Here is a 24,557-nt window from a genome sequence, read left to right on the forward strand (position 1 = left end):
GGGCCGACGCCCCCCGGGCTTACCCCTATCTCGTGGGGCGTTGGGGCCCGGACCCTGCGGTCCGGGACCAAACGTCCGTACAACTGAATACTGCGAAATCATCGCAGGTCGGCTGTCGCGTAACGGCATCCGAAACCTCGTGAACGAAGGAACAAACACATGACAATGACAGACCCGGTCGCAGACATGCTGACCCGTCTGCGCAACGCGAACTCGGCCCACCACGATTCCGTGTCGCTGCCGAGCTCCAAGCTCAAGACTCACATCGCCGAGATCCTCCAGCAGGAGGGCTACATCGCCGGCTGGGAGGTCACTGACGCCCGCGTCGGCCAGACCCTCACGCTGACCCTGAAGTACGGCCCGAACCGCGAGCGGTCGATCGCCGGCATCAAGCGCGTGTCGAAGCCGGGTCTCCGCGTCTACGCACGCTCCACCGAGATCCCCACCGTGCTCGGCGGCCTTGGCGTAGCAATCCTGTCCACCTCCTCTGGCCTCCTCACGGACCGCCAGGCCGAGTCGAAGGGCGTCGGTGGGGAAGTCCTCGCCTACGTGTGGTGATCTGAATGTCCCGCATCGGTCGTCTTCCCATCGACATCCCCGCCGACGTTACCGTCGAGGTCTCCGGCCAGGATGTCTCCGTCAAGGGCCCCAAGGGTGAGCTCAACCTCACCGTTTCGCGCCCCATCGAGGTCGCGGTCACGGAGGGCCAGGTTCTGGTCTCCCGTCCCGACGACGAGCGCGAGTCGCGGTCGCTTCACGGCCTGACCCGCACGCTCATCCACAACAACATCATCGGCGTCACCCAGGGCTACACCAAGGGCCTTGAGGTCGTCGGCACCGGTTACCGCGTCGCACAGAAGGGCGGCTCGGTCGAGTTCGCCCTCGGCTTCTCGCACCCCGTGCTGGTCGAACCGCCGGCAGGCATCACGTTCACGGTCGAAGGCAACAACAAGGTCACCGTGAGCGGCATCGACAAGCAGGCCGTCGGTGAGGCTGCCGCCAACATCCGCAAGATCCGCAAGCCCGAGCCCTATAAGGGCAAGGGTGTGCGCTACGCCGGCGAGGTCGTTCGGCGCAAGGCCGGAAAGGCTGGTAAGTAACCATGGCTGTGACTTCCAAGTCCGTCGCACGTGCGCGTCGTCACGCGCGCCTGCGCAAGAAGGTCGTCGGCACCGAAGCGCGTCCGCGCCTCGTCGTCACCCGTTCGGCCCGCCACGTCTTCGTCCAGCTGGTCGACGACAGCAAGGGTCACACCGTGGCGTCGGCATCGACGCTCGAGACTGACCTGCGTACCTTCGACGGTGACAAGACTGCCAAGGCCCGCAAGGTCGGCGAGCTCGTCGCCGAGCGTGCGAAGGCCGCCGGCGTCGTCGACGTCGTGTTCGACCGTGGTGGCAACCGCTACGCGGGTCGTGTGGCCGCGATCGCCGAAGGCGCCCGCGAGGGAGGCCTGAACCTGTGAGCGAGAACAAGGAGAACGAAGTGACCGAAACCGCTCCGGCTGCGGCTACGGCCGAGGCCGCTACAGCGGCGCCCGAGACGGCGGCTGCCGAGCGCGAGCCGCGTCGCGGCGGTCGCGAGCGCAACCCCAACCGGGAGCGCAACTCGCGTGACCGCAACGAGAGCCAGTTCCTCGAGCGCGTCGTCACGATCAACCGTGTGTCCAAGGTCGTCAAGGGTGGTCGCCGCTTCAGCTTCACCGCCCTCGTGGTCGTGGGCGACGGCAACGGTCTGGTCGGCGTCGGATACGGCAAGGCCCGCGAGGTGCCCCTGGCCATCTCCAAGGGTGTTGAAGAGGCCAAGCGCAACTTCTTCCGCGTGCCCCGTGTCGGCTCGACCATCCCGCACCCGGTGCAGGGTGAGGCCGCTGCCGGTGTTGTGCTGCTGCGTCCGGCTGCTGCCGGTACCGGTGTCATCGCCGGTGGTCCGGTGCGTGCCGTGCTCGAATGCGCCGGCATCCACGACGTGCTCTCGAAGTCGCTCGGTTCGTCGAACACGATCAACATCGTGCACGCGACCGTCGCGGCTCTGAAGAGCCTTGAGGAGCCGCGTGCGGTTGCCGCACGCCGTGGCCTGGACTTCGATCAGGTTGCTCCCGCCCGTCTCATCCGCGCCGAGGCAGCTGCTGCCGAGGCCGCGCGCGAGAAGAAGGTTGGTGCCTGATGGCTGCCCGTCTGAAGGTCACGCAGACCAAGTCCAAAGTGAGCGAGAAGCAGAACCAGCGCGACACGCTGCGCAGCCTCGGTCTCAAGCGGATCGGCGACACTGTCGTCCGTCCGGACGACGCGCAGACGCGCGGCTACGTCAAGACCGTCGCCCACCTCGTGAAGGTTGAGGAGATCGACTAATGGCTGAACAGGCCAAGAAGAAGGACGAGGCCGCTCAGGCCGCGCCCAAGAAGGCTGCCGCTAAGAAGCCGGCCGCTGCCAAGGCTGCACCGAAGACGGATGCTCCGGCGTCCCGTCCCGGCGTGCTGAAGGTGCACCACCTGCGTCCGGTCCCCGGATCCAACACCGCCAAGACTCGCGTCGGCCGTGGTGAAGGCTCCAAGGGTAAGACCGCGGGTCGAGGCACCAAGGGCACGAAGGCGCGTTACAGCGTTCGGGTCGGCTTCGAGGGCGGTCAGATGCCGCTGCACATGCGTACGCCGAAGCTGCGCGGGTTCAAGAACCCGTTCCGCGTCGAGTACCAGGTGGTCAACCTCGACAAGCTCGCCGAGCTGTACCCCAACGGTGGCGACGTCACCGTGAGCGACCTGGTCGCCAAGGGTGCCGTGCGCAAGAACGAGAAGGTCAAGGTGCTGGGCACCGGCGACATCTCGGTCAAGCTCACCGTGGCCGTCGACAAGGTCTCCGGCTCTGCTGAGCAGAAGATCGTCGCAGCTGGCGGCACTATCAAGTAATCGCGTGACAGGGGTCGGAGCAAGTCTCCGGCCCCTGTTGCCGTACGCTGGTTGATGCCGCGCCCGCGGGGTGACCGGCAATCCCCTTGGAGGAATCCGACTTGTTCAGCGCCATTGCGCGGGTCTTCCGCACACCCGACCTGCGGCGGAAGATCGGCTTCACGCTCGCGATCATCGCCATCTACCGCCTCGGCGCGCACGTGCCGACGCCCTTCGTCGACTTCCCCAACGTGCAGTCGTGTCTCGCGCAGTCCGGCGGCACCGAGGGCCTGATGTCCCTGGTGAACCTGTTCTCCGGAGGGGCGCTGCTGCAGCTGTCGATCTTCGCGCTCGGTGTGATGCCCTACATCACCGCGACCATCATCGTGCAGCTGCTGCGCGTGGTGATCCCGCACTTCGAGACCCTCTACAAGGAGGGCCAGGCCGGCCAGGGCAAGCTCACGCAGTACACGCGCTACCTCACCATCGCGCTGGCGCTGCTGCAGTCGACCACCCTCATCACGGTGGCCCGCAGCGGTCAGCTGTTCGGCGTCACCGGCGTCGCCGAGTGCAACCAGCTGCTCACCAACGACGCGTGGTGGGCCCAGCTGCTCATGATCATCACGCTGACCGCCGGCACCGGCCTCATCATGTGGTTCGCCGAGCTCATCACCGAGCGTGGCGTCGGCAACGGCATGTCGATCCTCATCTTCACCTCGATCGCGGCGACCTTCCCCTCGGCCATGTGGTCGATCTGGCAGGCCCGCGGCTTCGAGATCTTCCTCATGGTGCTCGCCGTCGGCGTGCTCACCGTCGGCCTCGTCGTGTTCGTCGAACAGTCGCAGCGCCGCATCCCGGTGCAGTACGCCAAGCGCATGGTGGGACGCCGCACCTATGGCGGCACCAACACCTACATCCCGATCAAGGTGAACATGGCCGGCGTCGTGCCCGTCATCTTCGCCTCGTCGCTGCTGTACATCCCCGCGCTGATCGCACAGTTCAACCAGAACCCGGATGCCGAAGGCAACGTGCCCGGCTGGGTCGCGTGGATCCAGCAGTACTTCACCACCGGTGACAACCCGCTGTACATGCTGGTGTACTTCCTGCTCATCGTCGGATTCACCTACTTCTACGTCGCGATCACGTTCAACCCGGTCGACGTCGCGGACAACATGAAGAAGTACGGCGGTTTCATCCCCGGCATCCGTGCCGGCCGGCCCACCGCCGAGTACCTGGACTACGTGCTCACCCGCATCACGCTGCCCGGCTCGATCTACCTGGGTCTCATCGCCCTGATCCCGCTGATCGCCCTGGCCACGGTCGGTGCGAACCAGAACTTCCCGTTCGGTGGGGCATCCATCCTCATCATCGTCGGCGTGGGTCTGGAGACGGTGAAGCAGATCGACGCGCAGCTGCAGCAGCGCCACTACGAAGGACTCCTCCGATGACCACCCCTCGTCTCCTCATCGTCGGGCCGCAGGGCTCGGGCAAGGGCACGCAGGGCGTGCGCGTCGCCGAAGCGTTCGGCATCCCCGTCATCTCCACCGGCGACGTGTTCCGCGCCGCCGTGAAGGACGGCACCGAGCTCGGAAAGCAGGTGCAGGCGATCATCGATGCCGGCGACCTGGTACCCGACGAGCTGACCAGCGCGATCGTGCGCGAGCGGCTGGCGCAGGCGGATGCCGCGGGCGGGTTCCTCCTCGACGGGTATCCCCGCAACCTCGGTCAGGTCGCCGACCTCGATGCCTTCCTGGCCGCGCGCGGCGAGGAGCTCACCGGCGTCATCGAGCTGAGCGTCCCGCGGGACGAGAGCATGACGCGGCTGACGCGTCGCGCGCACGAGCAGGGCCGGGCCGACGACACCGAAGAGGCCATCGCCAAGCGGCTGTCGATCTACGAGCGCGAGACCGCGCCCATCCTCGACGTCTACCGCGAGCGCGGCATCGTCGACACGATCGACGGCGTCGGCACGCTCGATGACATCACCGAGCGGGTCACCGCGGCACTGGCCGCGCGCGACCTCGTCGGCGCCTGACGACGTGCTGCGCCGCTCGATCTACAAGACCCCCGCACAGCTGCGGGCCATGGTCGAACCCGGCCTCATCACCGCCGCGGCCCTCGACGCCGTCCGTGCGCTCGTGGCACCCGGCGTGACGACGTTGGAACTTGATGCCGCGGCATCCGAGGTCATCCGTGCACGCGGCGCGGTGTCGAACTTCCAGCTGGTGCGCGGCTACCGCCACACCGTCTGCACGTCGGTGAACGAGCAGGTCGTGCACGGGATCCCGAGTGACCGCGTGCTGCAACCGGGCGACATCGTCTCGATCGACGCCGGCGCGCAGTACCAGGGCTGGAACGGCGACTCGGCGATCACGATCGTCGTGCCCGATCCGTCGCGGCCCGAGCTGGTGGCCGAGCGCGAGCGGCTGTCCCAGGTGACCGAGGGGTCGCTGTGGGCCGGCATCGCCGCACTGGCGAACGCACGGCACATCGCCGAGGTCGGCGACGCCGTGCAGGGGTACATCGAATCGTCGGGGGAGACCTACGGGATCCTCCGCGACTACGTGGGCCACGGCATCGGACGCAAGATGCACGAGGCGCCGTCGGTGTTCAACTACCGCACGGCCGACCTCGGCGCCGAGGTCCGCCCTGGGCTATGCCTGGCGATCGAGCCGATGGTCGTCGCCGGCAGCGAAGAGACTCTCGTCGAGGACGACGACTGGACGGTCTCTACCATCGACGGCTCAGTCGGCTCCCACTGGGAGCACAGCGTCGCAGTGCATGATGGCGGTATCTGGGTGCTCACGGCGCCCGATGGCGGAGCTGCGGGTCTGGCGCCGTTCGGCGTTGTCCCGCGCAGGATCGAATAGGGGACAACTTCGTGGCATCGGCAGGGAACAAGACCAACTGGTTCGCGGTATGGGTCAGCGCCGCGGTCGTCGTCGTGCTGGTCGGCGTCGGAGCGCTGGTGTGGTGGATGAACAGTGCCGCCTCGCCCGAGGCATCCGCCCCCACGGGGTCCTCGATCGAAGCCGAGACCGGCGCGATCGTCGTCGGTGACGGCGCGGACGAGGTCGAGCTGTGGATGGACTTCTACTGCCCTCACTGCCAGGACTTCGAGGATGCGTACGGACCCACGATCAGCGAGCTCGTGGATTCGAACGCCATCACCCTGCGGGTGCAGCCGGTGGCGCTGGCCTCGCTCAACGCGGCATCCGGCACGGAGTTCTCGGCCCGCTCGGCCAACGCGATGTACTGCGTCGCCGAGACCAGCGGGCAGGCGGCGTACGAGTTCATGACCGCCGTCTTCGCCACGCACCCGACCGGGCAGGGCCTGACCGACGACGAGCTCGCGCAGTTCGCGGCGGATGCCGGTGCCCCCGACGCCGCCGAGTGCATCGCCGACGAGACGTACGCGGACTTCGTGCTGTCGCAGGCGCAGGAGCTGCCGGAGAGCCCCGAGGGCTCCGCCGGCACCCCGACGCTGCTGGTGAACGGTGAGTACGTCACGATCACCGGCGATGTGACCGCCGACCTGACGTCCCGCCTGGGGATGTAACGCCCGCGCCACGCCCGCGCCCGCGCCGCGTCGCGTCCGCGCCCGCGCTGAGAAACCACTTCTCGGATGAGACACCACGCACCGCGTGGTTTCTCGACCGAGAGGTGGTTTCTCACTTCGGCAGCGACCGCGGGTTGTGTCGCAGCGTCGCCAGCAGCGCACGCTGCGGGGGCCGCACGCGCGGCACGCCGGCGCGGCCGAGTCGCTCGTCCAACGGGGCGACGCGCATCGCCGTGGCCCAATCCCACCGGGTGAACTCGCGCACCTGGCGGCGGAGGCGATCTTCCCTCTGCTTCTCGTTCACGATGCGTGCCACGGTGTCCGCGGCATCGGTGCCGACGTACTTGCCGTAACCGTCTGACTCGCCGATCACGCTCGCGCGACGCCAGAAGAAGTCGGCCCGGTCGACGAAGCCCTCGGCGACGAACTCGACTTGCAGTTCGGGGCCCTCGTACCCGAGCCAGACGATGACCGCGTGGCTGACTGTCTCGCCCACGGACTCCGACCGCGGATCCACCAGCTCCAGCAGCAGTGCCACGCGGGCGCTGCCACGCCGGTTCACCTGCGAGCCGGCGATCTCACGCAGCAGGTCGACGGATGCCGCATCGGGCCGGCTCGCCGACACCACGGCATCCGCGACAGCAAGTCCGAACGCCGGAGGCAGCACCCGCATGAGGTCGACGGCGGTGGCAGCCGGCGCCGTCATCAGCATGCCGCCGCGCAGCTCGACGGGCTTGGCATCGGCGCTGGTGTGTACGCAGACGTCGCCGAAGCGGCGGGAGCTGGTGCGCTCCGGGTCGTAGACGTGAATGTCGCGGGGCTCCCCGAAGACGGGGAGGCCCATCGCCGCGGCGGCGGACTCGAGGGCGAGGATCGCGTCGGGCTGCTTGAGGTGAAACGCATGGACCCGCGCTCGATACCGCTCCCACGGCTGGAGCCTGGCCCATTGCTCCCGGGGCGCGTAAACCCCCGGACGCACCCTGATCACGGCCGCGCCCGCGCGGACGCGCAGCCCGGCGTGCGCGGCGTCGCCCTGCAGCGTGAGCATGACGGGGGCGGGCGCGATCTGCAGCGGTATCATGTCCCCAGCGTGCGCACGCGCCGCATCCGGCGTCGGCGCCCGCATCCCGATCCGGGGACAGCACCGCCCATCCGCGCCCTGTGGAGGAAGCGCCGCGCGCACGGGCCCGACGCCGACGCCGATGGAAAACCAGGTTTCGGATGAGAAACACCGCGATGCATGGTTTCTCACCCGAGAAGTGGTTTCTCGGGGGAGAGGGCGGCGCGATAGCCGCGGGCCCGGGCAGCCGGGGTGCGGCGCGACACGCCCGAGGCGGCGCGTCGACACGCCCGAGTTGCCGCACGCGGTACTACCACGTATGCTTGACGTTTGGTGCGTTGCGCCTATTTTGGCGTGTCGCCGCACCGAATCCCATCCACCGCAGACCGACCGGTCCGCATAACTGTAAGCGAGCGTATGGCGAAGAAAGACGGTGTCATCGAGATCGAGGGTGTGATCTCCGAGGCTCTCCCGAACGCGATGTTCCGCGTCGAGCTGAGCAACGGACACAAAGTGCTCGCAACCATCTCGGGCAAGATGCGGCAGAACTACATCCGCATCATCCCCGAGGACCGCGTTGTCGTTGAGCTCAGCCCTTATGACCTCACGCGCGGCCGCATCGTCTACCGCTACCGCTAGACCGGTCGAGAAGTAACGCCCCAGGTCGCTCGCGCGATCCTGCCCGGCGAAGACAGCGAATAGGAAGCATCATGAAGGTCAAGCCCTCCGTCAAGCCCATCTGCGATCACTGCAAGATCATCCGCCGCCACGGCCGCGTGATGGTCATCTGCAAGGCGAACCCCCGCCACAAGCAGCGCCAGGGTTGACAGGACGGATGCCGCGGCATCCGCCTCACAGACTCACAACTGAACAAACACACACGGCAGGATCAGAACCTCGCAAGAGGGGACACCTCGGGCGGAGGCCCGGGCACCGATTCTGCTCCACACCTCCACTCACTCCTAGGAGAGTCGCATGGCACGTCTTGCCGGCGTCGACATCCCGCGCGATAAGCGCGTGATCATCGCCCTGACCTACATCTACGGCGTTGGCCGTACCCGTTCCAACGAGATCCTCGCTGCCACCGGCATCGATGGAAACATCCGCGTCAAGGACCTCACCGACGAGCAGCTCGTCTCGCTCCGTGACCACATCGAGGGCACCTACAAGGTGGAGGGTGACCTTCGCCGCGAGGTGGCCGCCGACATCCGCCGCAAGATCGAGATCGGTTCGTACGAGGGCGTGCGCCACCGCCGCGGCCTCCCGGTGCGCGGCCAGCGCACCAAGACCAACGCGCGTACCCGCAAGGGCCCCAAGCGCACGGTCGCCGGCAAGAAGAAGGCGCGCTAGGCCTCCGCCGGCGCCTCAGGATTTAGGGAGAACGCAGAACATGGCACAGGCCAAGAGCGCCGCGCGCAAGCCGCGCCGCAAGGAAAAGAAGAACATCGCACTGGGCCACGCCCACATCAAGTCGACGTTCAACAACACGATCGTCTCGATCACCGACCCGTCCGGCGCTGTCATCAGCTGGGCATCGTCCGGTGGCGTGGGCTTCAAGGGCTCGCGCAAGTCGACCCCGTATGCCGCAGGCATGGCGGCCGAGTCGGCAGCGCGTCAGGCCCAGGAGCACGGCGTCAAGAAGGTCGACGTCTTCGTGAAGGGCCCGGGTTCGGGCCGCGAGACCGCGATCCGGTCGCTGACCGCCGCCGGTCTTGAGGTTGGCTCCATCCAGGACGTCACCCCGCAGGCGCACAACGGCTGCCGCCCGCCCAAGCGCCGCCGCGTCTGATCCTCGACAGGTTCACGAGCCCGGGCCCCGCGTACACGCGCGGCCCGGTCTCGGCCCTGACGACTGCACGCATACCGGATGCCGCGAGGCGCGGCATCCGTCACAACTCAACACCTCACCACACACACGTGTCATATAGCGGTCACGTGATCGAAAGGAACACATCGTGCTCATCGCACAGCGTCCCACTTTGACCGAGGAGAAGATCGGCGAGTTCCGCAGCCGGTTCATCATCGAGCCGCTGGAGCCCGGTTTCGGATACACGATCGGCAACGCGCTGCGCCGCAGCCTGCTGTCGTCGATCCCCGGGGCAGCCGTCACCAGCATCCGTATCGACGGCGTGCTGCACGAGTTCAGCACCATCCCCGGTGTCAAGGAAGATGTCACCGAGATCATCCTCAACATCAAGCAGCTCGTCGTTTCGAGCGAGCGCGACGAGCCCATCACGGCTTACCTGCGCAAGACCGGCTCCGGCGAGGTCACGGCCGCCGACATCTCGGCTCCCGCCGGTGTCGAGGTCCACAACCCCGAGCTGGTCATCGCGACCCTCAACGACACCGCCAAGTTCGAGCTTGAGCTGACGATCGAGCGTGGCCGCGGCTACGTCTCGGCCACCCAGAACCGCAACGAGTACGCCGAGGCCGGGGTCGTCCCGATCGACTCGATCTACTCGCCGGTCCTCAAGGTCAGCTACCGCGTCGACGCGACGCGTGCCGGAGAGCGCACTGACTTCGACAAGCTCGTGCTCGACGTCGAGACGAAGGCCTCCATGGCCCCGCGCGACGCCGTCGCTTCGGCCGGTCGCACCCTCACCGAGCTGTTCGGTCTCGCCCGCGAGCTGAACGTCGAGGCCGAGGGCATCGAGATCGGCCCCGCGCCGGTGGAGACGGTTCTCTCCAACGAGCTGTCGATGCCGATCGAGGACCTCGACCTGTCGGTGCGTTCGTACAACTGCCTCAAGCGCGAGGGCATCAACACGGTTTCGGAGCTCGTCGCCCTGTCGGAGACGCAGCTGATGAACATCCGCAACTTCGGTCAGAAGTCGGTCGACGAGGTGCGCGACAAGCTCGTCTCGCTCGGCCTGTCGCTGAAGGACTCGGTTCCCGGGTTCGACGGCGCGCACTTCTACGGCGGATACGACGAAGAGACCATCTGATTTACCGGATGCCGCGACCTCGGCGTGACGCCTGGTCGCGGCATCCGCACCGCACTTCTTTCCAACTGGAGTTATAGACATGCCCAAGCCCACCAAGGGTCCCCGCCTCGGAGGCGGCCCCGCCCACGAGCGCCTGCTTCTCGCGAACCTCGCCGCGGCGCTGTTCACGCACGGCTCGATCACGACCACCGTGACCAAGGCCAAGCGTCTGCGTCCCCTGGCCGAGCGTTTCATCACGTTCGCCAAGCGCGGCGACCTGCACGCGCGTCGTCGCGTGCTGTCGGTCATCGGTGACAAGACCGTGGTCCACACGCTCTTCACCGAGATCGCCCCCCAGGTCGCTGACCGCGAGGGCGGCTACACCCGCATCACGAAGATCGGCAACCGCAAGGGCGACAACGCCCCCATGGCCGTCATCTCGCTGGTGCTCGAGCCCGTGAACCCGAAGCCGAAGTCGGCGAAGAAGTCGGCTGCTGCCGCTCCCGCTGCGGAGGAGCCGGCCGCTGAGGCAGAGGTCGAAGAGACCCCCGCCGAGGAGACCGCCGCCGAGGAGACCCCGGCCGACGAGGCCGGCGCCGAGTCGCCCGAAGAGGGCGCCGCGGCCGAGGCTGCTGCCGAGGACGCTGTCGAGACTCCCGCCGAGGAGAAGTCCGAGTAATCCCTTTCGGGTCGAGTCCGCTCGATCCTGCACCCGAGGCCCGCACCTGGTTCGCCAGGCGCGGGCCTCGCTGCGTTTCCCGGCCCCCTAGGGTGGACCGGTGAGCAATACGACGACTCTGACCCAGCGCATCGGCCCGGTGGCGGACCCGCAGCTGCCCCGGCATCCGGATGTCGCCACCTGGCGCATGGCCACCCGGGACGACATCGACGCGATGCACGGCGTCATCGCGGCATCCGACCGCGTCGACCACCCCAGCTGGACGACGCCGCGTGAGGACGTCGCCGACACGTTCGAACTGACGCACATCGACCACGGCCAGGACACGGTGCTCGGCTTCGCCGCCGACGGGCTGCCGGTGGCCGTCGGCAGCTCGTTCGTGCACCCGTCCCGCGAGGTGCGGATGCAGATCGACCTGCAGGGCGCCGTGCATCCGGACTGGCGCCGTCGCGGCATCGGCACCGCCCTGCTGGCCTGGCAGCACGAGCGGGCGCTGCAGCAGTTGTCCCAGTCCGAGTCGACGCTGCCCGGCGAGGTGCGGCTGCACGCCGCCGAGACGCAGGACGACGCGGTGCGCATCGCCGAGCGGCGCGGGTTCCATGTGGATCGCTGGTTCGCGTCGATGCAGCGCGACCTCGCCGCGCCGGTGGACCAGCGCGAGGCGCCGGACGGCATCACCCTGGTGCCATACACCGCCGAGCGCGCCCTGGATGCCCTGGAGGCCCGCAACGACGCCTTCCGCGATCACTGGGGGAGCCTGCCGAGCGAACCGGAGCGGTGGCAGAAGTTCGTGGGAGGTCCGTTCCTGCGCCCCGAGCTGTCGACCCTGGCGCTGGAAGGCGACAGGATCGTAGCGTTCTGCCTCGCGTCGGTGAACGAGGACGACTGGGAGAGCCTCGGCGTCTCGCACGCCTACATCGACCTCATCGGCGTCGTGCGCTCGCACCGCGGTCGGGGGCTCGCGCCGCTCGTGATCGCGCGGACGCTGCGCGCGGCGGCGGATGCCGGGCTGGGCGCGGCCGTGCTCGACGTGGACACCGAGAGCCCCACCGGCGCGAACTCGCTGTACGAGCGGCTCGGCTTCGTCACGACCGAGCGCGACCGGGCCCTCGTGCGCCGGTACTGACGCGGGCCTGCCGGCGCCCGCGCCGCGCCCCCGCCCGGGTGAGAAACCAGTATCCGGGTGAGAAACCCTGCATCGCGTGGTTTCTCGACCGAGAAGCGGTTTCTCGGGGGGAGCGGCGGATGCCGGGATGGACGGCGCCGACGACGGGCGGATGCCGCGACGTCACTCCGCGGGGAGGAGCCGGCCCAGCTCTCGCGCGCGCTCGTGCCCCGCGGCGCGCACCAGGTGGGCGGCGTGGGTGACGTTGAGACGGTCCACGGTGTCGGCCACGGTCGACGCGTACACCTCGGCCGCCGCGGGGCTCGGGTGCACGCCGTCGCCGGCCAGCAGGTCGGTGCGGCCGGCGATCGCGCCGCTCCAGTGCGCAACGGCGACGTTGCCGCGCCCGCGCGCGAACGCACGCAGGTCGCCGTTGACGCCGTCGATCCAGTCCCGCGGGGCATAGGCGTCCACCAGCACCAGCTTCCGTTCCGGTCCGACGATGCCGGCCATCTCCGCCAGCGCGTCGCGGGACACCGCGCCGTTGGTCCCGAGAGCCACCACGACGACCGGCCGCAGTGCGCCCTGGGAATCGAGGGCGCGCAGGATGTCAGGCCCCGACCACATCGACCGTGACACCGCCGCGTCGATCGCGATGCCGGGGTAGCGCTGCAGCAGCGCCGGCGCGGAGGCGAGCATGACGGAGTCGCCGACCGCCGTGATCTGGTCGCCGGTGATCGGCGGGGGAGCGCCGGATGCCGCATCCGCCCCGGAATCCGCCCCCGCGTCCGCCCCCGCCGCCGGGGTGGCCTCCGCCGCCTCGAGCGCCGCCTGCCCCGCCTGGATCGCGATCTCACCGGTGGTGTGCTCGGGCGCCGCCGCCAGCGCCGCCGTGGTGCCGCCGAGCGCGAGCACCCCGACGATGAGGGCCGCCACTGCGCCGAACCGGTGCTGCGGGGTGCTCGTCAGCCGCACGCGCAGGGCCCGCAGCGACCCGGCGAAGCCGTGGCGGCGCACGGGCATCTCCACCCAGCGATACGACGCCGCGGCGGCTGCCAGCGTGACGGCCAGGGTGAGCACGCCCACCCACGGCGGGGTGGCCGCGTCGGGCGCCCGGCCGGTGGCGGCGTGGGCCAGCAGCACCAGCACCGGCCAGTGCCACAGATAGATCCCGTACGACCGCTGCCCCAGCCAGCGCAGCGGCGTGGCGTCCAGTCGTCGGCCGAACCACGAGCCGGGCCAGATGGCGCAGCAGATCGCCACGGCCGTCAGCACGGATGCCGCCACGAGCACGCCCGGATACGTCAGAGCGCCCGGAAGCGGCGGCAGGGCCGCGAGCGCCACGATCCCGACGACGGCGAGCGTGCCGGTCATGCCGGTGACCGTGCGGGACGAGTGGGTGTGCGCGGTGCGGTCAAGCACACCCCGGACGGCGAAGGCGAGCGTCACGCCCAGCAGCAGGCCGAAGGCGTGGGTGTCGGTGCCGAAATAGACGCGGGTGGGGTCGGCTCCGCCCAGCATCAGCACGACGGCGGCGATGGCGGATGCCGCCGTGAGGACGGATGCCACAACCACCCGGGCGGCCCGGTGCTTCAGCGCCAGGAACAGCGGCAGCGCGAGCGGCCACAACAGGTAGAACTGCTCCTCGACGGCGAGCGACCACAGGTTGCGGAACAGCTCGGGCGCGGTCGTGGCGAAGTAGTCGCTGCCCACCGCGATCGACACCCAGTTGGACGAGAAGGTCGCCGCCCCGAGCAGCTGGCTGTCCAGTCCCACCAGCAGGTCGGCGCCCACGAGCCACGCGGCTGTCGCGCACACCGTGACGACGACCGCGAGGGCCGGCAGCAGGCGCCGTGCACGACGGCGCCAGAAGTCGCCGAGCCGAACGCGACCGGCATCCGCATGCTCGCGTAGGAGGAGGCTCGTGATGAGGAATCCGGAGATGACGAAGAACACGTCGACGCCGAGGAAGCCGCTGCCCAGGCCCCACGCCGGGAACACGTGGTAGAGCACCACGAGGGTCACCGCGAGCGCGCGCAGACCGTCCAGACCCGCGTAATGCCGGGCGCGCGAAGACAGCGGTGCGTTCAAGAAACAGCTCGCAGAGGGTGTGGCGGGGGACCCTCGGGCGGGCTGTGCGCACCGGCTCGAGGAAGACGTCTCCAGTGTATGTCGGGGCTCTCCCACGCCCCGGGTTGCCACCGGGAGCCGCCGCAGTGGTGCGCACAGCTCACCCCCTGCACGCGGGCGTTCGGTCATAGGCTGGCAGCAGCGCACCATCTGACGGAGGAAGACATGACCGAGAAGATCGTTGTTGGCGTAACCGAGGCCCCGGTGACCCGTCGGGCCGTCGATTGGGCGGTGCGCCGGGCGGCCCACCGGGGCCAGCAGGTCGAACTCGTCAGCGTGGTGGGCGGCGCGATCGGGGCGGTGGGCGAAAGCTCGGTGATGGCGACGGTGCTCGATGCCCACCGGCACATGCTCGAGGCCGAAGTCGCCCGGGCCGCCTCCTCCGGCGTGCACATCACGACACGTGTGGTGGCGGGAAACCCGGTGAACGTGCTCGTGGAGGAATCCGCCAATGCGGCGCTGCTGGTCATCGGCAGCGACTACCGGGGGCCGGGGTCGGGTCCGGCACGCGGAGCCCACGGCATCCGCGTCGTGGCTGCATCCCACTGCCCGGTCGTGGTGGTGCCCGACATCGACATCCACGACCGCACCGGCGTGCTCGTCGGCGTCGACGGGTCGCCGGTGTCGGAGGGGGCTATCCGGTTCGCCGCCGCCGAGGCCGACCGCCTGGGCGAGCCGCTGATCGCGGTGTGCGTGTGGACGCCGGTCACCGCGCCCCGCAACGCCGCGATGGTCTACCCCGAGTTGTACCTGGCGAACATGCAGCGCACCGCAGAGGAGAACCTCGCGCTGTCGCTGGCGGGCCTGCGCGCGCAGTACCCCGACCTCGTCATCGACGAACGTGCCGTGAAGGGCTACCCCGCCGCGGTGATCAACGCGCTCGCCGCCGATGCGAAGCTCGCGGTGATCGGCACGCGAGGCCGCAGTGCGGTGGCGCGGTTCCTGCTCGGCTCGATCAGCCACGAGGTGCTGCAGCGCGTCGCGACGGTGACGGTCATCACCCGCTGACACCGGCGAAACGCAGCGGAGCGGGGACGGCGGCTGAGTAGGCTTGTGGCGTGCGCATCCGTCTTGACATCGCCTATGACGGCACGCATTTCCGCGGCTGGGCGCGGCAGCCGGGGCTTCGCAGCGTGCAGGCAACGATCGAAGACGCCATCGCCCGGATCCTCGGCGGTGTGCCCCGGCTCGTCGTGGCGGGGCGGACGGATGCCGGCGTGCACGCGACCGGCCAGGTGGCCCACCTGGATCTCACCGACGCGCAGGTCGCGCGGCTGCGGGCACGGCGGGCCAGACGCGCCGAGCGCGAGGGCGGGACGCAGGCGGATGCCGACGGTGCGCCGCCGCCGGATGACGACGCAGAGCGCGTCGCCGCACTGGCGAGTCGGATCGCCGGGGTGCTGGGGCAGTACCCCGACGTGTACGTTCGGCGCACCAGCGTGGCGCCAGAGGGCTTTGACGCCCGGTTCTCGGCCACGAGTCGCCGCTATGAGTACCGCATCGCGGATGCCGTGACCGGATACGACCCGATGCAGCGGCACCGCACCACCACGGTGCGCACCCGCCTCGACGTGCCGGCGATGGATGCCGCCGCCCGCTCGCTCATCGGCCTGCACGACTTCGCGGCGTACTGCAAGCCCCGGGACGGGGCCACGACCATCCGCACGCTCCTCGAATTCGACTGGCGCCGTGACGACACGGCCGACGTCGTGGCGAACGTGAGGGCCGACGCCTTCTGCCACAGCATGGTGCGGGCGCTCGTCGGAGCGTGCGTCGGCGTGGGGGAGGGGCGCCTGGATCCGCGGGATGTGGTGGCGCTGCGCGATGGGGCCACGCGCACGAGCGAGTTCAAAGTGTTCGCGGCCCGGGGGCTCACCCTCACCGAGGTGGGTTACCCCGCGGACGAGCTGCTGGCCGTGCGCGCCGAGCAGACGCGCCGGCGTCGGGTCGTCGAGTAGCGGCATCCGGCCCTGGCTTACCCGTTCAGCGGACACATGCGCAACCTTCATCGGGGCACCAGGTGCCGGGCATAATCTGGTGACACCATGAGGGTGATCTCGTACAACTTACGCAAGCACCGGGCTGCCGGTGAACTGACCGATCTGGTCGAGAAGCACGGCGCCGACGTGCTGTGCCTGCAAGAGGCCGTCACGGCCGGCATCCCCGACTACATCGGTGGACTGAAATTGGCTGATGCCACCCATCGCAATCGCCTCGGCCTGGCGGTGTATTACCGCGCCAACACCTACCGCGCTGTCGAGGCGCGGTCGATGTCGCTGAAGAAGTCGCTGCACGACCGGGTGCTCAAGCCCGCCGAGGAGCGGATGCTGGGCGTGCGTCTGCGGGACATCGACAACAACCGCGAGGTCATCGTCGCGTCGTTCCACGCCGCCCCGCTCACCGCGCTCAACTCGCTGCGCCGGCACCAGATCAAGACGGCGCTCACTGAGCTGGCCGATCTGGGCGAGGGGCTGCCGATCCTGATGGTCGGCGACTACAACTATCCGGTGTTCAAGGAGAGCCTCGGGCAGAAGGTGCGCGAGCAGGGGTATGAACTGACCCTGAGTGATGTGCGCACGTACACCCGGTACAAGTTCTTCCGCGGTCACTACGACTTCGCGACGTCGGTGGGATTCGACATCGAGCGGGTCAAGACGCTTCCGCAGGGTCTCAGCGACCATCTGCCGATCCTCGTGACCGCCGAGCCGTCCATGGTGCGTGCCCCGGAGGGCGCGGCGTGACGCATGGTGTGACACCGGGCAGCGTCACCCCGCGCCCTTGGCAGCTGCAGCCGGCCGGACCCCCCACCTTCTCGGCCGGCTGACAGCTTCCCCCCTGTGTAGCGATCCCCACGTCGCCACTTGGTCATTGAACCGGGCGGCCTCAGACGCTTGCGCTTCTTGCGCCAAAGTTGCGTCAGAAATATGGCTGCGGCGCTCCAAGCTCAACGCCCCCGCAGACGCAAGAACGCCCCGGACCGAGGTCCGGGGCGTTCTTGTTCGTTTAGGCGAAGGTCAGGCAGTCGCCTGGGCACGGTGACGACGCACCGTGCCTGCGACGGCCAGGCCGCCACCGGCGAGCAGCAGCGCGCCGCCGCCGACCCAGAGGCCGAGGAGGGCGCTGTTGTCGCCACCCGTGACGGGCAGGGTGTCGCCGCCCGGGGCAGCTGCAGTCACCGCGGTGACCGTGACCGCGGCCGTGACGGTGGCACCGCTCGCGTCCACGCCGGACGCGCGCACCGTGTACTGGCCGATCGCGTTGCTGGGGAGGCGGATGTCGGCGCTGAGCGAGCCGTCGGCTGCGGCGTCGACCGTGCCGAGCGTCGCGGTCTCGACGGCGAACTTGACGAATGCGAGCGAGGCGCCGCTGGCGTTCTCACCCGTCAGCGAGATGACCACGTCGGAGCCGGGACGGAAGGTGTCGTCGGCGACCTCAAGCTCAACCACGCCGCCGGGGGCAACAGTGGCGTCTTCGACGGTGACGTCGGCCGGCGGAACGACATATGCGGCGTGCGCGGCGGTGGGGATGGCGAGGGCGAATGCGCCAGCGAGCAGAGTCGCTGCCGTGGCCGCCTTAAGTGTCTTATTCATGGCTTCAGTGCTTTCGGTCAGGGGGGTCTGTGCTTGCTGGGGCTCCCTGACAACTCTGAAATGCTTGTGTTAAGAGTCAGGAAGGAGACTTCTTTAGTCAGTATTGGGGTAAAACCGGTGTCGGCGCAAATTCGGGTGGTTTCATTTGTGTTAAGAGTGCACGAAGGCACCCGTTTCAGAGGCTCCCGGCACCGCCGCATTCGCTGAGTGACGGCGACCGCAAGAAACCCCCAAGGAACCGCTAAGGGCGCGGAAATACGCGGTTTTCGGGTTCGTCAGCACCCTAGTATTCAGGAGTCATCACGCGGAGAACCCGAGTTCTGACGTCCGTGTCTGGGGAGACATGGGTGCCCGGACTTTCCGCGAGGTGACCGCCGCGACGTCGGGAACAGGAAGTGCGCGTGGCGGCGACGCCGCTAGTCCGCGGAATCCGATGTCATGCGGTAGCCGACGCCGCGTACCGTCTCGATGTATCGGGGGAGGGCGGCGCTGTCGCCGAGTTTGCGGCGCAGGTTTGTCATGTGTGCCTCAATGGCGCGCTTGTCCGCTTCGCCGACGTAGTAGTTCGTCACGTACGAGTCCGCGCGCACCACAAGGGTGAGATCTGCTTTGCTGCGCACCCGGCGCTTGGACTCCATAAGCGTGGAGAGCAGGTCGAACTCGGTGCGGGTGAGCTCCAATTCCTGCCCGGCCGCGATGACGATGCGGCTGTCGGGATCGAGTTCGAGATCGCGGTGTGCGAGAGCGCCGGCACCCAGCCGGCCGTGAGGGTGCGGCTGCGGGGGCGCCGGCTCGGGGGGATGAAGCGCCGGGAGGACGGCCGTAGCCAGCTGGGCGCCGGCGAAAGTCGGGGCAGACTGGTGCTGCTGGCCGACGTTCGCGGTGTCCCCGCCGATACGCGGGCGACGCAGTAGCGCGTCGATGCGGGCGCGCAGCTCGCGCGGGCGGAAGGGCTTGTAGATGTACTCGTCGGCACCGGCGCCGAACCCGAGCAGCACATCGGCCTCTTCTTCGAGACCGGTGAGCATGATGATGTAGGTGTCGCTCTGGGCGCGGATGCGGCGGGCGGCTTCGAATCCGTCGATTCCTGGCATGTTGACATCGAGTGTCGTGATCAGCGGCTGGTAGGCCAGTACCGCCTCTACGCCATCCACGCCGTTGTCGACCGAGACGGTCGCAAACCCCATGGCTCCCAGGACTTCCACCAGGAGATGCCGGATATCCGGGTCGTCTTCGACGATCACCGCGGTTTTCGGTGGCGCGGTGGAATCAGTCATATTGCACAACCTCGGGGGGACGGGGTGATCTTTTTCCTCATGGTACACACGACGGGGCGGTGTGTCTGTGCACGCCTCAAAAGGGCTACACCGCGGCCTACGCCGCCGGTGAACGGTGGGATGCGCGGGTGCGTGCCGAGGATCAGTGCTGAGCGCGCGCGCGTCGCGCGGCCGCTGCTGCGGCGATCGCCGTGCCACCCAGCAGCAGGGCGCCGCCGCCCAGCCACAGGGGGATCATCCCGCCGTTGTCGCCACCGGTGACCGGCAGGCTGCCGTCGGCTGACGTGAGCGTGGTGCTGCCGGCGCCGCCGGCCGAGGTCGCCGAGATCGCCGCGATGTTGTACACGCCGCTGGCATCTGCCGGCAACGTGATCTCAACGGGCTCGAGTGAGCCGGTCGCGGTGGAGGTGCGCGTGGTACTGCCGGTGGAGATGGCGAATTTCACGAATGCGGCGCCGAAAGTGGCACCCGCGCCGTTCTCGCCGGTGATCGTGATGGTGACCGTCTCGTTGGCGCTGAACGTGCTGGCGTTGCAGGTGAAGTCGAAAGGCTCACCCGCGACCATGGTTGCGGATGAGACCGCGCACGAGTCGGACGGCGGGTAGATGGTGGAGGCGTTGGCCGCTGCAGGAAGGGCCAGCATCGAGGCTGCTGCGATCGCCGTTATGGCGAGGGCCTGGGTCACTCGATGCGTCATGAGTCTCTTTCGATAAAGGCGTGAAAAACCGCCGCTTTCCGACTCTATGGGCTAAAGGCAGTCCGCGACAATTTCGGTCGGCGCGTCCGCCGCGATCGTCGGTGTCACTTCGGCGATGATCATGGCGGCGGCGGGCCCCGGCGTGCGTACTGAGACGGTCACCGTCACGCTTTCACCGGGCGCGAGGTCGGCGCCGAACGACAGCACCTGCCGATCGTCGTGAAATCCGCCGCCGAACCCCTTGTCGATCGACAAGTCCGCTTCGGTCAGCTCGTAGCCCCGCGGAAGATAGAGGTACGTGACGGTGCGGGACACTCCCGGCGGTATGCCGAAATTACCGCCCCCGGTGATGTATTCCGGCAGCGACGTCGCGGCATCCGCCGGCGCGGTGTTGGTGAGGGTGAGGGTGAGGCTCGCCTCCCCGGTGGCGCGGCCCTCGTCATCGAGCGCGCACGTGCTCCACGCCAGTTGCGTGTCAGCACGCATGTAGTAGTCCATCTTCGAGCCGGTGCCGTCGTTGAGGTACACCCCGAACCGGCCCGCCTCGGCGTCGGTCGCGGGCAGACCCCCGGCGAGGGTGGTGCCGGCGAGCACGTCCTGCTCGCCCTCGATGGCGCTCCACAGCAGCAGGCGGCGCTCCTGGCCGGCGCGGGCGAGCGAGGCGACCATCGCGGCGGGGTCCGCCGCGCCGCCGGCGAGCCGTTCGAACACCGCGGCCGCCGCGGCGGCGAAGAACGCGTCCTGGTCTCGGGGGCGCTCATAGCGCTGGTACACCTCGTTGAGCAGCAGCTGCACGGCGTTGTCGGCGGTGAGTTCATCGCCGGTAGGCAACGTCACGGGGCCGGTGGCTTCCAGCAGGTACGACAGCGCGACGGGATCCATCGCGATGACGCCGTCGATGTGCCGACCGGTCTCACGCAGCCACATCTCGCGGGCCAGCGCGGCCGAGACGGCGAAGTCGGGCACCTGCGTGACGTTCTGCATCCACCGCCCGGGGCGCGGGCCGTAGAGCGAGAGCAGCTCATCGGACAGTGGCAGCACGGCGTCGTCGTAGCGGGGGAACGCGGCACCCGAATTCTGCGCGCTCAGCTCCAGCGTGCCGTCCGCGGTGTGGACGACCGCCATCGCGCCGACGATGCCCCCGAGGGAGCGCCACTCGGCGTTGTTCTGGAACACGATGAGGTAGTCGCGCTCGCCGTCGGCGCCGAGCATGCCCGGCAACAGCGCGCTCGCGCGGGCGAGCGCGTCGGTGGCGGTGGCTCCGGTGCGCAGCAGGTCCGACACCTGGGCGACTGCGTCCCGCACCGGACCGAGCAGGGGCGTGCGATCGATGGCGGCGATGGATGCCGCCGCCGCGGCGACGTCGTCGGCTCCGGCTCGCGCCGGCTCGGCGATGGCCTGGAACACCGCGGTGTCGATGCGCCCGCCGGCGGGTCGCAGCGCGTCGACGGAGAAGGCCGAGGCCACCTCGGCGAGCGGGGGGAGGGCGGTTCCGGCGACCTCGTCGGCCGCCGCGGCGATGGTCGACACCGCGGCCAGTTGCGGCCCGATCCAGGGTAGGCCTTCGGCGGCACGCCACACCGGGTCGGAGGTGAGCCGGTGTGCGGCGGACGTCTCGCCGGAGAGGGCGTTGATGAGCCCCGCGGCCTGGGCCGGATCGCTCAGACTGTCGATTGCCTCGCCCATAGTGGCCTGAGCGGTGCGCAGGTGCTGGTAGGCCGATGCCGCCCGCACGCCGATCCACGCGCCGGCCACGATGGCTGCCACCAGCAGGGCCCCCAGGACACTTGCGAACACGATTCCCGCGATGCGCACGGGTCGGGGGAGAACGGCAGCGGTCACGCGATCAGCCTACGGGGAGCGTCACGCGCTCCCAGCGGTCGCCGCCGCTGCGGTGCGCCTGGGCGCTGGCTGCGCGGGCGGCGGCGAGCAGTTCGTCGAGGTCGTAGCCGACGGTGTCGACGCTGGCCCAGCCGATGCTCGCCGAGACGCGTGTTGCAATCGGCCGGGCGGAGTCCGCGGTGGCCACCCTGTCCAGCAGCCGCGCCAGCAGTTGCCGCACCGCGCCCTCGGGTCGCGGCAGCAGCACGACGATCCCGCTGTCACCCTGCGACTCGATGTCGGCGTCGGGCGGCAGCACCGAGGTGACATCGCGCGCGAAGCGGTCGGCGATGCGGGAGAAGTCCGCAGCGCTGAACGCCTCACGCAGGTCCTCCGGGTCGTCCAGCCGAATGTCCAGCAGGCACCACCAAGGGTCGCCCGCCGCCTCAGCACGCCGCAGCCGGTCTTCGGCGACGGCGCGGAAGGGGGTCGTCGTCAGCGTGACGTGCGGGGTCGATGCGCCCTCGCGAGACAGCAGCAGCAGGGTGATCATGGCGGCCGTGCCGTAGACGATCGAGGCCATCGAGTTGAGGTCGCGGATGAGCGACAGAGCGTCGCCCGCACCGGCGCCGCCGGTGGGGAAGCCGCGCATGAGGCCGTCGGCGACACTCAGCACGCTGAAGATGATGAAACCGGCTGACGCCACCGCCAGCGGCAGGGTCTCATGCCGCATCCGCGCCCCGATGCGCACCAGTTCGGCGAGGGTGAGGGCGGCGAAGACGCCGGCGACGACGAAAGCCGCCCGGAAGATGATCGAGAACGCATCGAGCTCTGCGGTCAGCGGCAGCACGATCGTGCACGTGAGGGTGAACACCACGGCGATCCATGTGTAGGAGCGCGCGCCGCGTCGCACCCGCAGCCCCACCCAGATGAACACCGTCGCGCCGAGCATGGCGGCGGCGCACGCGGCACGCAGCGAGACGGAGCCCATGGCGTCCGCGGCGACCCACCCGTACGACGTGATCATCGCCAGCGTGAACGCGAACGTCCAGATGCCCGTCGCGCGGCTGGGCCGGTACAAGAACGCCAGCCCGACCATCACCGCGGTGTTGACCGTCGACAGGGCCACGAGCACGACGCTCACACCCGAGTTGATCATTCTGGCGCTCCATCCTGCTCGTGCGCGGCAAGGTGCACCACAACGGTGGTGCCGCGCCCGAGCGCGCTCGTGAACGACAGCTGCCCGCCGTGCTGCTGCACGATCTCGCGGGTGATCACCATGCCCAGTCCGGTGCCCGGCATGCCGCTGTCGCGCGCGGTCTGGCCGCGGAAGTACGGCTCGAACACGCGGTCCACGTCCGTCGTGCTCATGCCGATGCCGGTGTCGGTCACCGCCAGGCGGACCTCCCCGTCGACGAGGTGGGCATCCACGCGGATCGTCCCACCCCGCGGGGTGTACTTCACGGCGTTGCCGATGATGTTGTCCACCGCCTGGCGCAGGCGAAAGGCATCGCCGGTGACGAACAGGTCGCGCTCGAGTGCGGCTTCCACGGTGAGCTGCTCGGTCTGTGCCGCAGGGCCGAACGCATCGACGGATGCCGCGACGACGCGGCCCAGGTCGACGACCCGTGCCGCCGGCGGGGCGGGCTTGTTCTTCTCCAGGACGGAGGCGATCAACCGTTGCATCCGCTGACCGGCGTTCTCGACCACCGCCAGCTTCTCCTGCACGTCGCGGGGCAGATCGTCACGGTCCAGCAGCAGATCGACGTGCCCGACGATGGAGGTGAGCGGATTGCGCAGTTCGTGGGACACGACGCTCGTGAGCGTCTTCTTCTCCTGCTCCGCGTTGACCGCCGCGGTCACGTCGCGAATGGTCAGCAGCGTGACCTCGGGCTCGTCCGAGGTGGATGCCACGACGCTGGTGGAGACGTCGAGCGCGTGCCACTGCCCGGACGTGTCGTACAGCCAGATGCGCTGATCGGCGAAGATCTCGCCTCGGGCCGCGCGGGCGATCATCGTGTCGTGCGGCGGCAGCGGCTCGCCGCGGTAGCCGTCGTATTCGACGGCGGCCGGCGGGTGGGCGTGGGAGGCGTCGCTGATCGAATAGAGGCGCTGATACGCATCGTTCGCGCCTCGGATGATGCCACGCCCGTCGACGCGGGCCAGTGCGGTGTCGACGGAGTTGAACAGCACGAGAGCCCGCTTCTCCTGCGCCTCGACGCGGCGGAGGGTCCGCTCCAGCTGCGCGAACTGACGCTCGAGCAGACGACTGAAGGCGCGCGTGCGGCGGGAACCGGTGGTGATGGTCACCCCGATGAACACCAGCGCCAGCAGCACCACCAGCAGCTGCACGGTCTGCTCGGGGGTGAGCGAGGTGAGGAGCATGTCGGTGACGAGGATCGCCGCGATCGCGCACAGCGCGGCGACCAGCCACGGCAGCGAGTAGTAGGTCGAGACCCACGCGATCGGGAACACCCAGAGAATCGCGAGCAGACCGTCGCTGGCCGAGGCCATGAGCCCGATGGCCATGATGTCCAGGCCGGGGATCAGTGCGACGGTGCGGTGCGAGAACCGGTCCCACGGCACCACGAGGGTGAGCGCACTGACGAGCAGGAGCAGCAGCACGCCGAGGATGAACACCGGATGGGCGAACGTCTGCGGCGTGAGCAGCACGATGACAGCGGCGATCGCCGCGACGGCGACGGCGAGCACCAGTTGCCACTGCCAGATGGATCGGGTGCGGGGGTCGCTCCACCGGGTGGATACGCCGTCGTTGCGCGGCGGTACCTCGGGGGTCGGGGGGTCCGCCATGGGGTCAGTGTATCCAGATGGCG

At 69.1% G+C, this 24,557-nt stretch carries 28 protein-coding genes; 20 read left to right on the forward strand and 8 right to left on the reverse strand.

Features of this window, described 5'->3' with window-relative positions; translation table 11 throughout:
• The first annotated feature begins 159 nt into the window (after nucleotides 1–159).
• The 10 genes from rpsH to NQ151_RS11990 all read left to right on the forward strand — a co-directional run bounded on the left by rpsH (nucleotide 160) and on the right by NQ151_RS11990 (nucleotide 6,440).
• Nucleotides 160–558 (forward strand): 30S ribosomal protein S8, encoded by a 399-nt coding sequence (rpsH, locus tag NQ151_RS11945; protein WP_257509084.1) that lies wholly within the window; start codon nucleotides 160–162, stop codon nucleotides 556–558.
• Between the two features lie 5 nt (nucleotides 559–563).
• On the forward strand, nucleotides 564–1,100 hold the full coding sequence (gene rplF, locus NQ151_RS11950) for a 50S ribosomal protein L6 (protein ID WP_257509085.1): 537 nt from the start codon (nucleotides 564–566) through the stop codon (nucleotides 1,098–1,100).
• A 2-nt stretch (nucleotides 1,101–1,102) separates the two neighbouring features.
• Entirely contained in the window at nucleotides 1,103–1,462 is a 360-nt protein-coding gene (gene rplR, locus NQ151_RS11955) for a 50S ribosomal protein L18 (RefSeq protein WP_257509086.1), read from the forward strand.
• Nucleotides 1,459–2,163 (forward strand): 30S ribosomal protein S5, encoded by a 705-nt coding sequence (rpsE, locus tag NQ151_RS11960; RefSeq protein ID WP_257509087.1) that lies wholly within the window; start codon nucleotides 1,459–1,461, stop codon nucleotides 2,161–2,163. Before rplR ends, rpsE begins: the two co-directional genes overlap by 4 nt.
• Nucleotides 2,163–2,348: a 50S ribosomal protein L30 gene (gene rpmD, locus NQ151_RS11965; protein WP_257509088.1), complete on the forward strand. Its 186-nt coding sequence runs from the start codon at nucleotides 2,163–2,165 to the stop codon at nucleotides 2,346–2,348. Before rpsE ends, rpmD begins: the two co-directional genes overlap by 1 nt.
• On the forward strand, nucleotides 2,348–2,902 hold the full coding sequence (gene rplO / locus NQ151_RS11970; RefSeq protein WP_257509089.1) for a 50S ribosomal protein L15: 555 nt from the start codon (nucleotides 2,348–2,350) through the stop codon (nucleotides 2,900–2,902). The genes rpmD and rplO overlap by 1 nt, the downstream gene beginning before the upstream one ends.
• Nucleotides 2,903–3,003: 101 nt before the next feature.
• Nucleotides 3,004–4,329 (forward strand): preprotein translocase subunit SecY, encoded by a 1,326-nt coding sequence (gene secY, locus NQ151_RS11975; RefSeq protein ID WP_257509090.1) that lies wholly within the window; start codon nucleotides 3,004–3,006, stop codon nucleotides 4,327–4,329.
• A complete protein-coding gene (locus tag NQ151_RS11980) occupies nucleotides 4,326–4,916 on the forward strand; it encodes an adenylate kinase (protein ID WP_257528207.1) in 591 nt (196 codons plus the stop codon). Before secY ends, NQ151_RS11980 begins: the two co-directional genes overlap by 4 nt.
• 4 nt (nucleotides 4,917–4,920) lie before the next feature.
• Nucleotides 4,921–5,751: a type I methionyl aminopeptidase gene (map, locus tag NQ151_RS11985; protein WP_257509223.1), complete on the forward strand. Its 831-nt coding sequence runs from the start codon at nucleotides 4,921–4,923 to the stop codon at nucleotides 5,749–5,751.
• Between the two features lie 11 nt (nucleotides 5,752–5,762).
• Complete coding sequence (locus NQ151_RS11990; protein ID WP_257528208.1) at nucleotides 5,763–6,440, forward strand: DsbA family protein; 678 nt, start codon at nucleotides 5,763–5,765, stop codon at nucleotides 6,438–6,440.
• A 112-nt stretch (nucleotides 6,441–6,552) separates the two neighbouring features.
• Here the strand turns inward: NQ151_RS11990 and NQ151_RS11995 are convergent, their stop codons facing one another.
• The gene (locus NQ151_RS11995) at nucleotides 6,553–7,521 is read right to left on the reverse strand and encodes a hypothetical protein (RefSeq protein WP_257528209.1); all 969 of its coding nucleotides are present in this window, start codon (nucleotides 7,519–7,521) and stop codon (nucleotides 6,553–6,555) included.
• Between the two features lie 396 nt (nucleotides 7,522–7,917).
• Between NQ151_RS11995 and infA the strand changes: the two genes are divergently transcribed.
• The 7 genes from infA to NQ151_RS12030 all read left to right on the forward strand — a co-directional run bounded on the left by infA (nucleotide 7,918) and on the right by NQ151_RS12030 (nucleotide 12,229).
• Entirely contained in the window at nucleotides 7,918–8,139 is a 222-nt protein-coding gene (infA, locus tag NQ151_RS12000) for a translation initiation factor IF-1 (protein ID WP_017201569.1), read from the forward strand.
• Nucleotides 8,140–8,210: 71 nt separating this feature from the next.
• Nucleotides 8,211–8,327 carry a 50S ribosomal protein L36 gene (gene rpmJ, locus NQ151_RS12005; RefSeq protein ID WP_257509094.1) on the forward strand — a complete coding sequence of 39 codons (117 nt, stop codon included), beginning with the start codon at nucleotides 8,211–8,213 and terminating at the stop codon, nucleotides 8,325–8,327.
• Nucleotides 8,328–8,475: 148 nt separating this feature from the next.
• Nucleotides 8,476–8,850: a 30S ribosomal protein S13 gene (rpsM, locus tag NQ151_RS12010; protein ID WP_257509095.1), complete on the forward strand. Its 375-nt coding sequence runs from the start codon at nucleotides 8,476–8,478 to the stop codon at nucleotides 8,848–8,850.
• 40 nt (nucleotides 8,851–8,890) lie between these two features.
• Entirely contained in the window at nucleotides 8,891–9,289 is a 399-nt protein-coding gene (rpsK, locus tag NQ151_RS12015) for a 30S ribosomal protein S11 (RefSeq protein ID WP_023954078.1), read from the forward strand.
• A gap of 166 nt (nucleotides 9,290–9,455) precedes the next feature.
• Complete coding sequence (locus NQ151_RS12020) at nucleotides 9,456–10,445, forward strand: DNA-directed RNA polymerase subunit alpha (protein WP_257509096.1); 990 nt, start codon at nucleotides 9,456–9,458, stop codon at nucleotides 10,443–10,445.
• Between the two features lie 79 nt (nucleotides 10,446–10,524).
• On the forward strand, nucleotides 10,525–11,103 hold the full coding sequence (rplQ, locus tag NQ151_RS12025; RefSeq protein WP_257528210.1) for a 50S ribosomal protein L17: 579 nt from the start codon (nucleotides 10,525–10,527) through the stop codon (nucleotides 11,101–11,103).
• Nucleotides 11,104–11,203: 100 nt separating this feature from the next.
• Entirely contained in the window at nucleotides 11,204–12,229 is a 1,026-nt protein-coding gene (locus tag NQ151_RS12030; RefSeq protein WP_257528211.1) for a GNAT family N-acetyltransferase, read from the forward strand.
• A 162-nt stretch (nucleotides 12,230–12,391) separates the two neighbouring features.
• On the opposite strand, the gene NQ151_RS12035 is transcribed toward NQ151_RS12030, so the two are convergent.
• Nucleotides 12,392–14,299 carry an acyltransferase family protein gene (locus NQ151_RS12035; protein WP_257528212.1) on the reverse strand — a complete coding sequence of 636 codons (1,908 nt, stop codon included), beginning with the start codon at nucleotides 14,297–14,299 and terminating at the stop codon, nucleotides 12,392–12,394.
• Between the two features lie 204 nt (nucleotides 14,300–14,503).
• On the opposite strand from NQ151_RS12035, the gene NQ151_RS12040 reads away from it, so the two are divergent.
• The 3 genes from NQ151_RS12040 (at nucleotide 14,504) to NQ151_RS12050 (ending at nucleotide 17,079) form a co-directional block, all read left to right on the forward strand.
• On the forward strand, nucleotides 14,504–15,346 hold the full coding sequence (locus tag NQ151_RS12040) for a universal stress protein (RefSeq protein ID WP_257528213.1): 843 nt from the start codon (nucleotides 14,504–14,506) through the stop codon (nucleotides 15,344–15,346).
• Nucleotides 15,347–15,396: 50 nt separating this feature from the next.
• The gene (locus NQ151_RS12045; RefSeq protein ID WP_257528214.1) at nucleotides 15,397–16,296 is read left to right on the forward strand and encodes a tRNA pseudouridine synthase A; all 900 of its coding nucleotides are present in this window, start codon (nucleotides 15,397–15,399) and stop codon (nucleotides 16,294–16,296) included.
• An 87-nt stretch (nucleotides 16,297–16,383) separates the two neighbouring features.
• Complete coding sequence (locus NQ151_RS12050; protein WP_257528215.1) at nucleotides 16,384–17,079, forward strand: endonuclease/exonuclease/phosphatase family protein; 696 nt, start codon at nucleotides 16,384–16,386, stop codon at nucleotides 17,077–17,079.
• A 273-nt stretch (nucleotides 17,080–17,352) separates the two neighbouring features.
• On the opposite strand, the gene NQ151_RS12055 is transcribed toward NQ151_RS12050, so the two are convergent.
• From NQ151_RS12055 to NQ151_RS12080, 6 genes are all read right to left on the reverse strand, one after another.
• The gene (locus NQ151_RS12055; RefSeq protein WP_257528216.1) at nucleotides 17,353–17,928 is read right to left on the reverse strand and encodes a hypothetical protein; all 576 of its coding nucleotides are present in this window, start codon (nucleotides 17,926–17,928) and stop codon (nucleotides 17,353–17,355) included.
• A gap of 416 nt (nucleotides 17,929–18,344) precedes the next feature.
• A complete protein-coding gene (locus NQ151_RS12060) occupies nucleotides 18,345–19,205 on the reverse strand; it encodes a response regulator transcription factor (RefSeq protein WP_257528217.1) in 861 nt (286 codons plus the stop codon).
• 142 nt (nucleotides 19,206–19,347) lie between these two features.
• Nucleotides 19,348–19,902 carry a cell wall protein gene (locus NQ151_RS12065; protein ID WP_257528218.1) on the reverse strand — a complete coding sequence of 185 codons (555 nt, stop codon included), beginning with the start codon at nucleotides 19,900–19,902 and terminating at the stop codon, nucleotides 19,348–19,350.
• Nucleotides 19,903–19,953: 51 nt separating this feature from the next.
• Nucleotides 19,954–21,744 carry a DUF4012 domain-containing protein gene (locus NQ151_RS12070; protein ID WP_257528219.1) on the reverse strand — a complete coding sequence of 597 codons (1,791 nt, stop codon included), beginning with the start codon at nucleotides 21,742–21,744 and terminating at the stop codon, nucleotides 19,954–19,956.
• A 4-nt stretch (nucleotides 21,745–21,748) separates the two neighbouring features.
• Nucleotides 21,749–22,882 (reverse strand): hypothetical protein, encoded by a 1,134-nt coding sequence (locus tag NQ151_RS12075; RefSeq protein ID WP_257528220.1) that lies wholly within the window; start codon nucleotides 22,880–22,882, stop codon nucleotides 21,749–21,751.
• Nucleotides 22,879–24,534 (reverse strand): sensor histidine kinase, encoded by a 1,656-nt coding sequence (locus tag NQ151_RS12080; protein WP_257528221.1) that lies wholly within the window; start codon nucleotides 24,532–24,534, stop codon nucleotides 22,879–22,881. The genes NQ151_RS12075 and NQ151_RS12080 overlap by 4 nt, the downstream gene beginning before the upstream one ends.
• Nucleotides 24,535–24,557 lie beyond the last annotated feature (23 nt).

Source organism: Microbacterium sp. zg-YB36 (assembly GCF_024623575.2).
Taxonomy (GTDB): domain Bacteria; phylum Actinomycetota; class Actinomycetes; order Actinomycetales; family Microbacteriaceae; genus Microbacterium.

Coding starts and splice junctions, on each gene's coding strand:
- rpsH (WP_257509084.1), top strand. CDS start 160: ATGACAATGACAGACCCGGTCGCAGACATGCTGACCCGTCTGCGCAAC.
- rplF (WP_257509085.1), top strand. CDS start 564: ATGTCCCGCATCGGTCGTCTTCCCATCGACATCCCCGCCGACGTTACC.
- rplR (WP_257509086.1), top strand. CDS start 1,103: ATGGCTGTGACTTCCAAGTCCGTCGCACGTGCGCGTCGTCACGCGCGC.
- rpmD (WP_257509088.1), top strand. CDS start 2,163: ATGGCTGCCCGTCTGAAGGTCACGCAGACCAAGTCCAAAGTGAGCGAG.
- rplO (WP_257509089.1), top strand. CDS start 2,348: ATGGCTGAACAGGCCAAGAAGAAGGACGAGGCCGCTCAGGCCGCGCCC.
- NQ151_RS11980 (WP_257528207.1), top strand. CDS start 4,326: ATGACCACCCCTCGTCTCCTCATCGTCGGGCCGCAGGGCTCGGGCAAG.
- NQ151_RS11995 (WP_257528209.1), bottom strand. CDS start 7,521: ATGATACCGCTGCAGATCGCGCCCGCCCCCGTCATGCTCACGCTGCAG.
- infA (WP_017201569.1), top strand. CDS start 7,918: ATGGCGAAGAAAGACGGTGTCATCGAGATCGAGGGTGTGATCTCCGAG.
- rpmJ (WP_257509094.1), top strand. CDS start 8,211: ATGAAGGTCAAGCCCTCCGTCAAGCCCATCTGCGATCACTGCAAGATC.
- rpsM (WP_257509095.1), top strand. CDS start 8,476: ATGGCACGTCTTGCCGGCGTCGACATCCCGCGCGATAAGCGCGTGATC.
- rpsK (WP_023954078.1), top strand. CDS start 8,891: ATGGCACAGGCCAAGAGCGCCGCGCGCAAGCCGCGCCGCAAGGAAAAG.
- rplQ (WP_257528210.1), top strand. CDS start 10,525: ATGCCCAAGCCCACCAAGGGTCCCCGCCTCGGAGGCGGCCCCGCCCAC.
- NQ151_RS12040 (WP_257528213.1), top strand. CDS start 14,504: ATGACCGAGAAGATCGTTGTTGGCGTAACCGAGGCCCCGGTGACCCGT.
- NQ151_RS12050 (WP_257528215.1), top strand. CDS start 16,384: ATGAGGGTGATCTCGTACAACTTACGCAAGCACCGGGCTGCCGGTGAA.
- NQ151_RS12055 (WP_257528216.1), bottom strand. CDS start 17,928: ATGAATAAGACACTTAAGGCGGCCACGGCAGCGACTCTGCTCGCTGGC.
- NQ151_RS12060 (WP_257528217.1), bottom strand. CDS start 19,205: ATGACTGATTCCACCGCGCCACCGAAAACCGCGGTGATCGTCGAAGAC.
- NQ151_RS12065 (WP_257528218.1), bottom strand. CDS start 19,902: ATGACGCATCGAGTGACCCAGGCCCTCGCCATAACGGCGATCGCAGCA.
- NQ151_RS12075 (WP_257528220.1), bottom strand. CDS start 22,882: ATGATCAACTCGGGTGTGAGCGTCGTGCTCGTGGCCCTGTCGACGGTC.
- NQ151_RS12080 (WP_257528221.1), bottom strand. CDS start 24,534: ATGGCGGACCCCCCGACCCCCGAGGTACCGCCGCGCAACGACGGCGTA.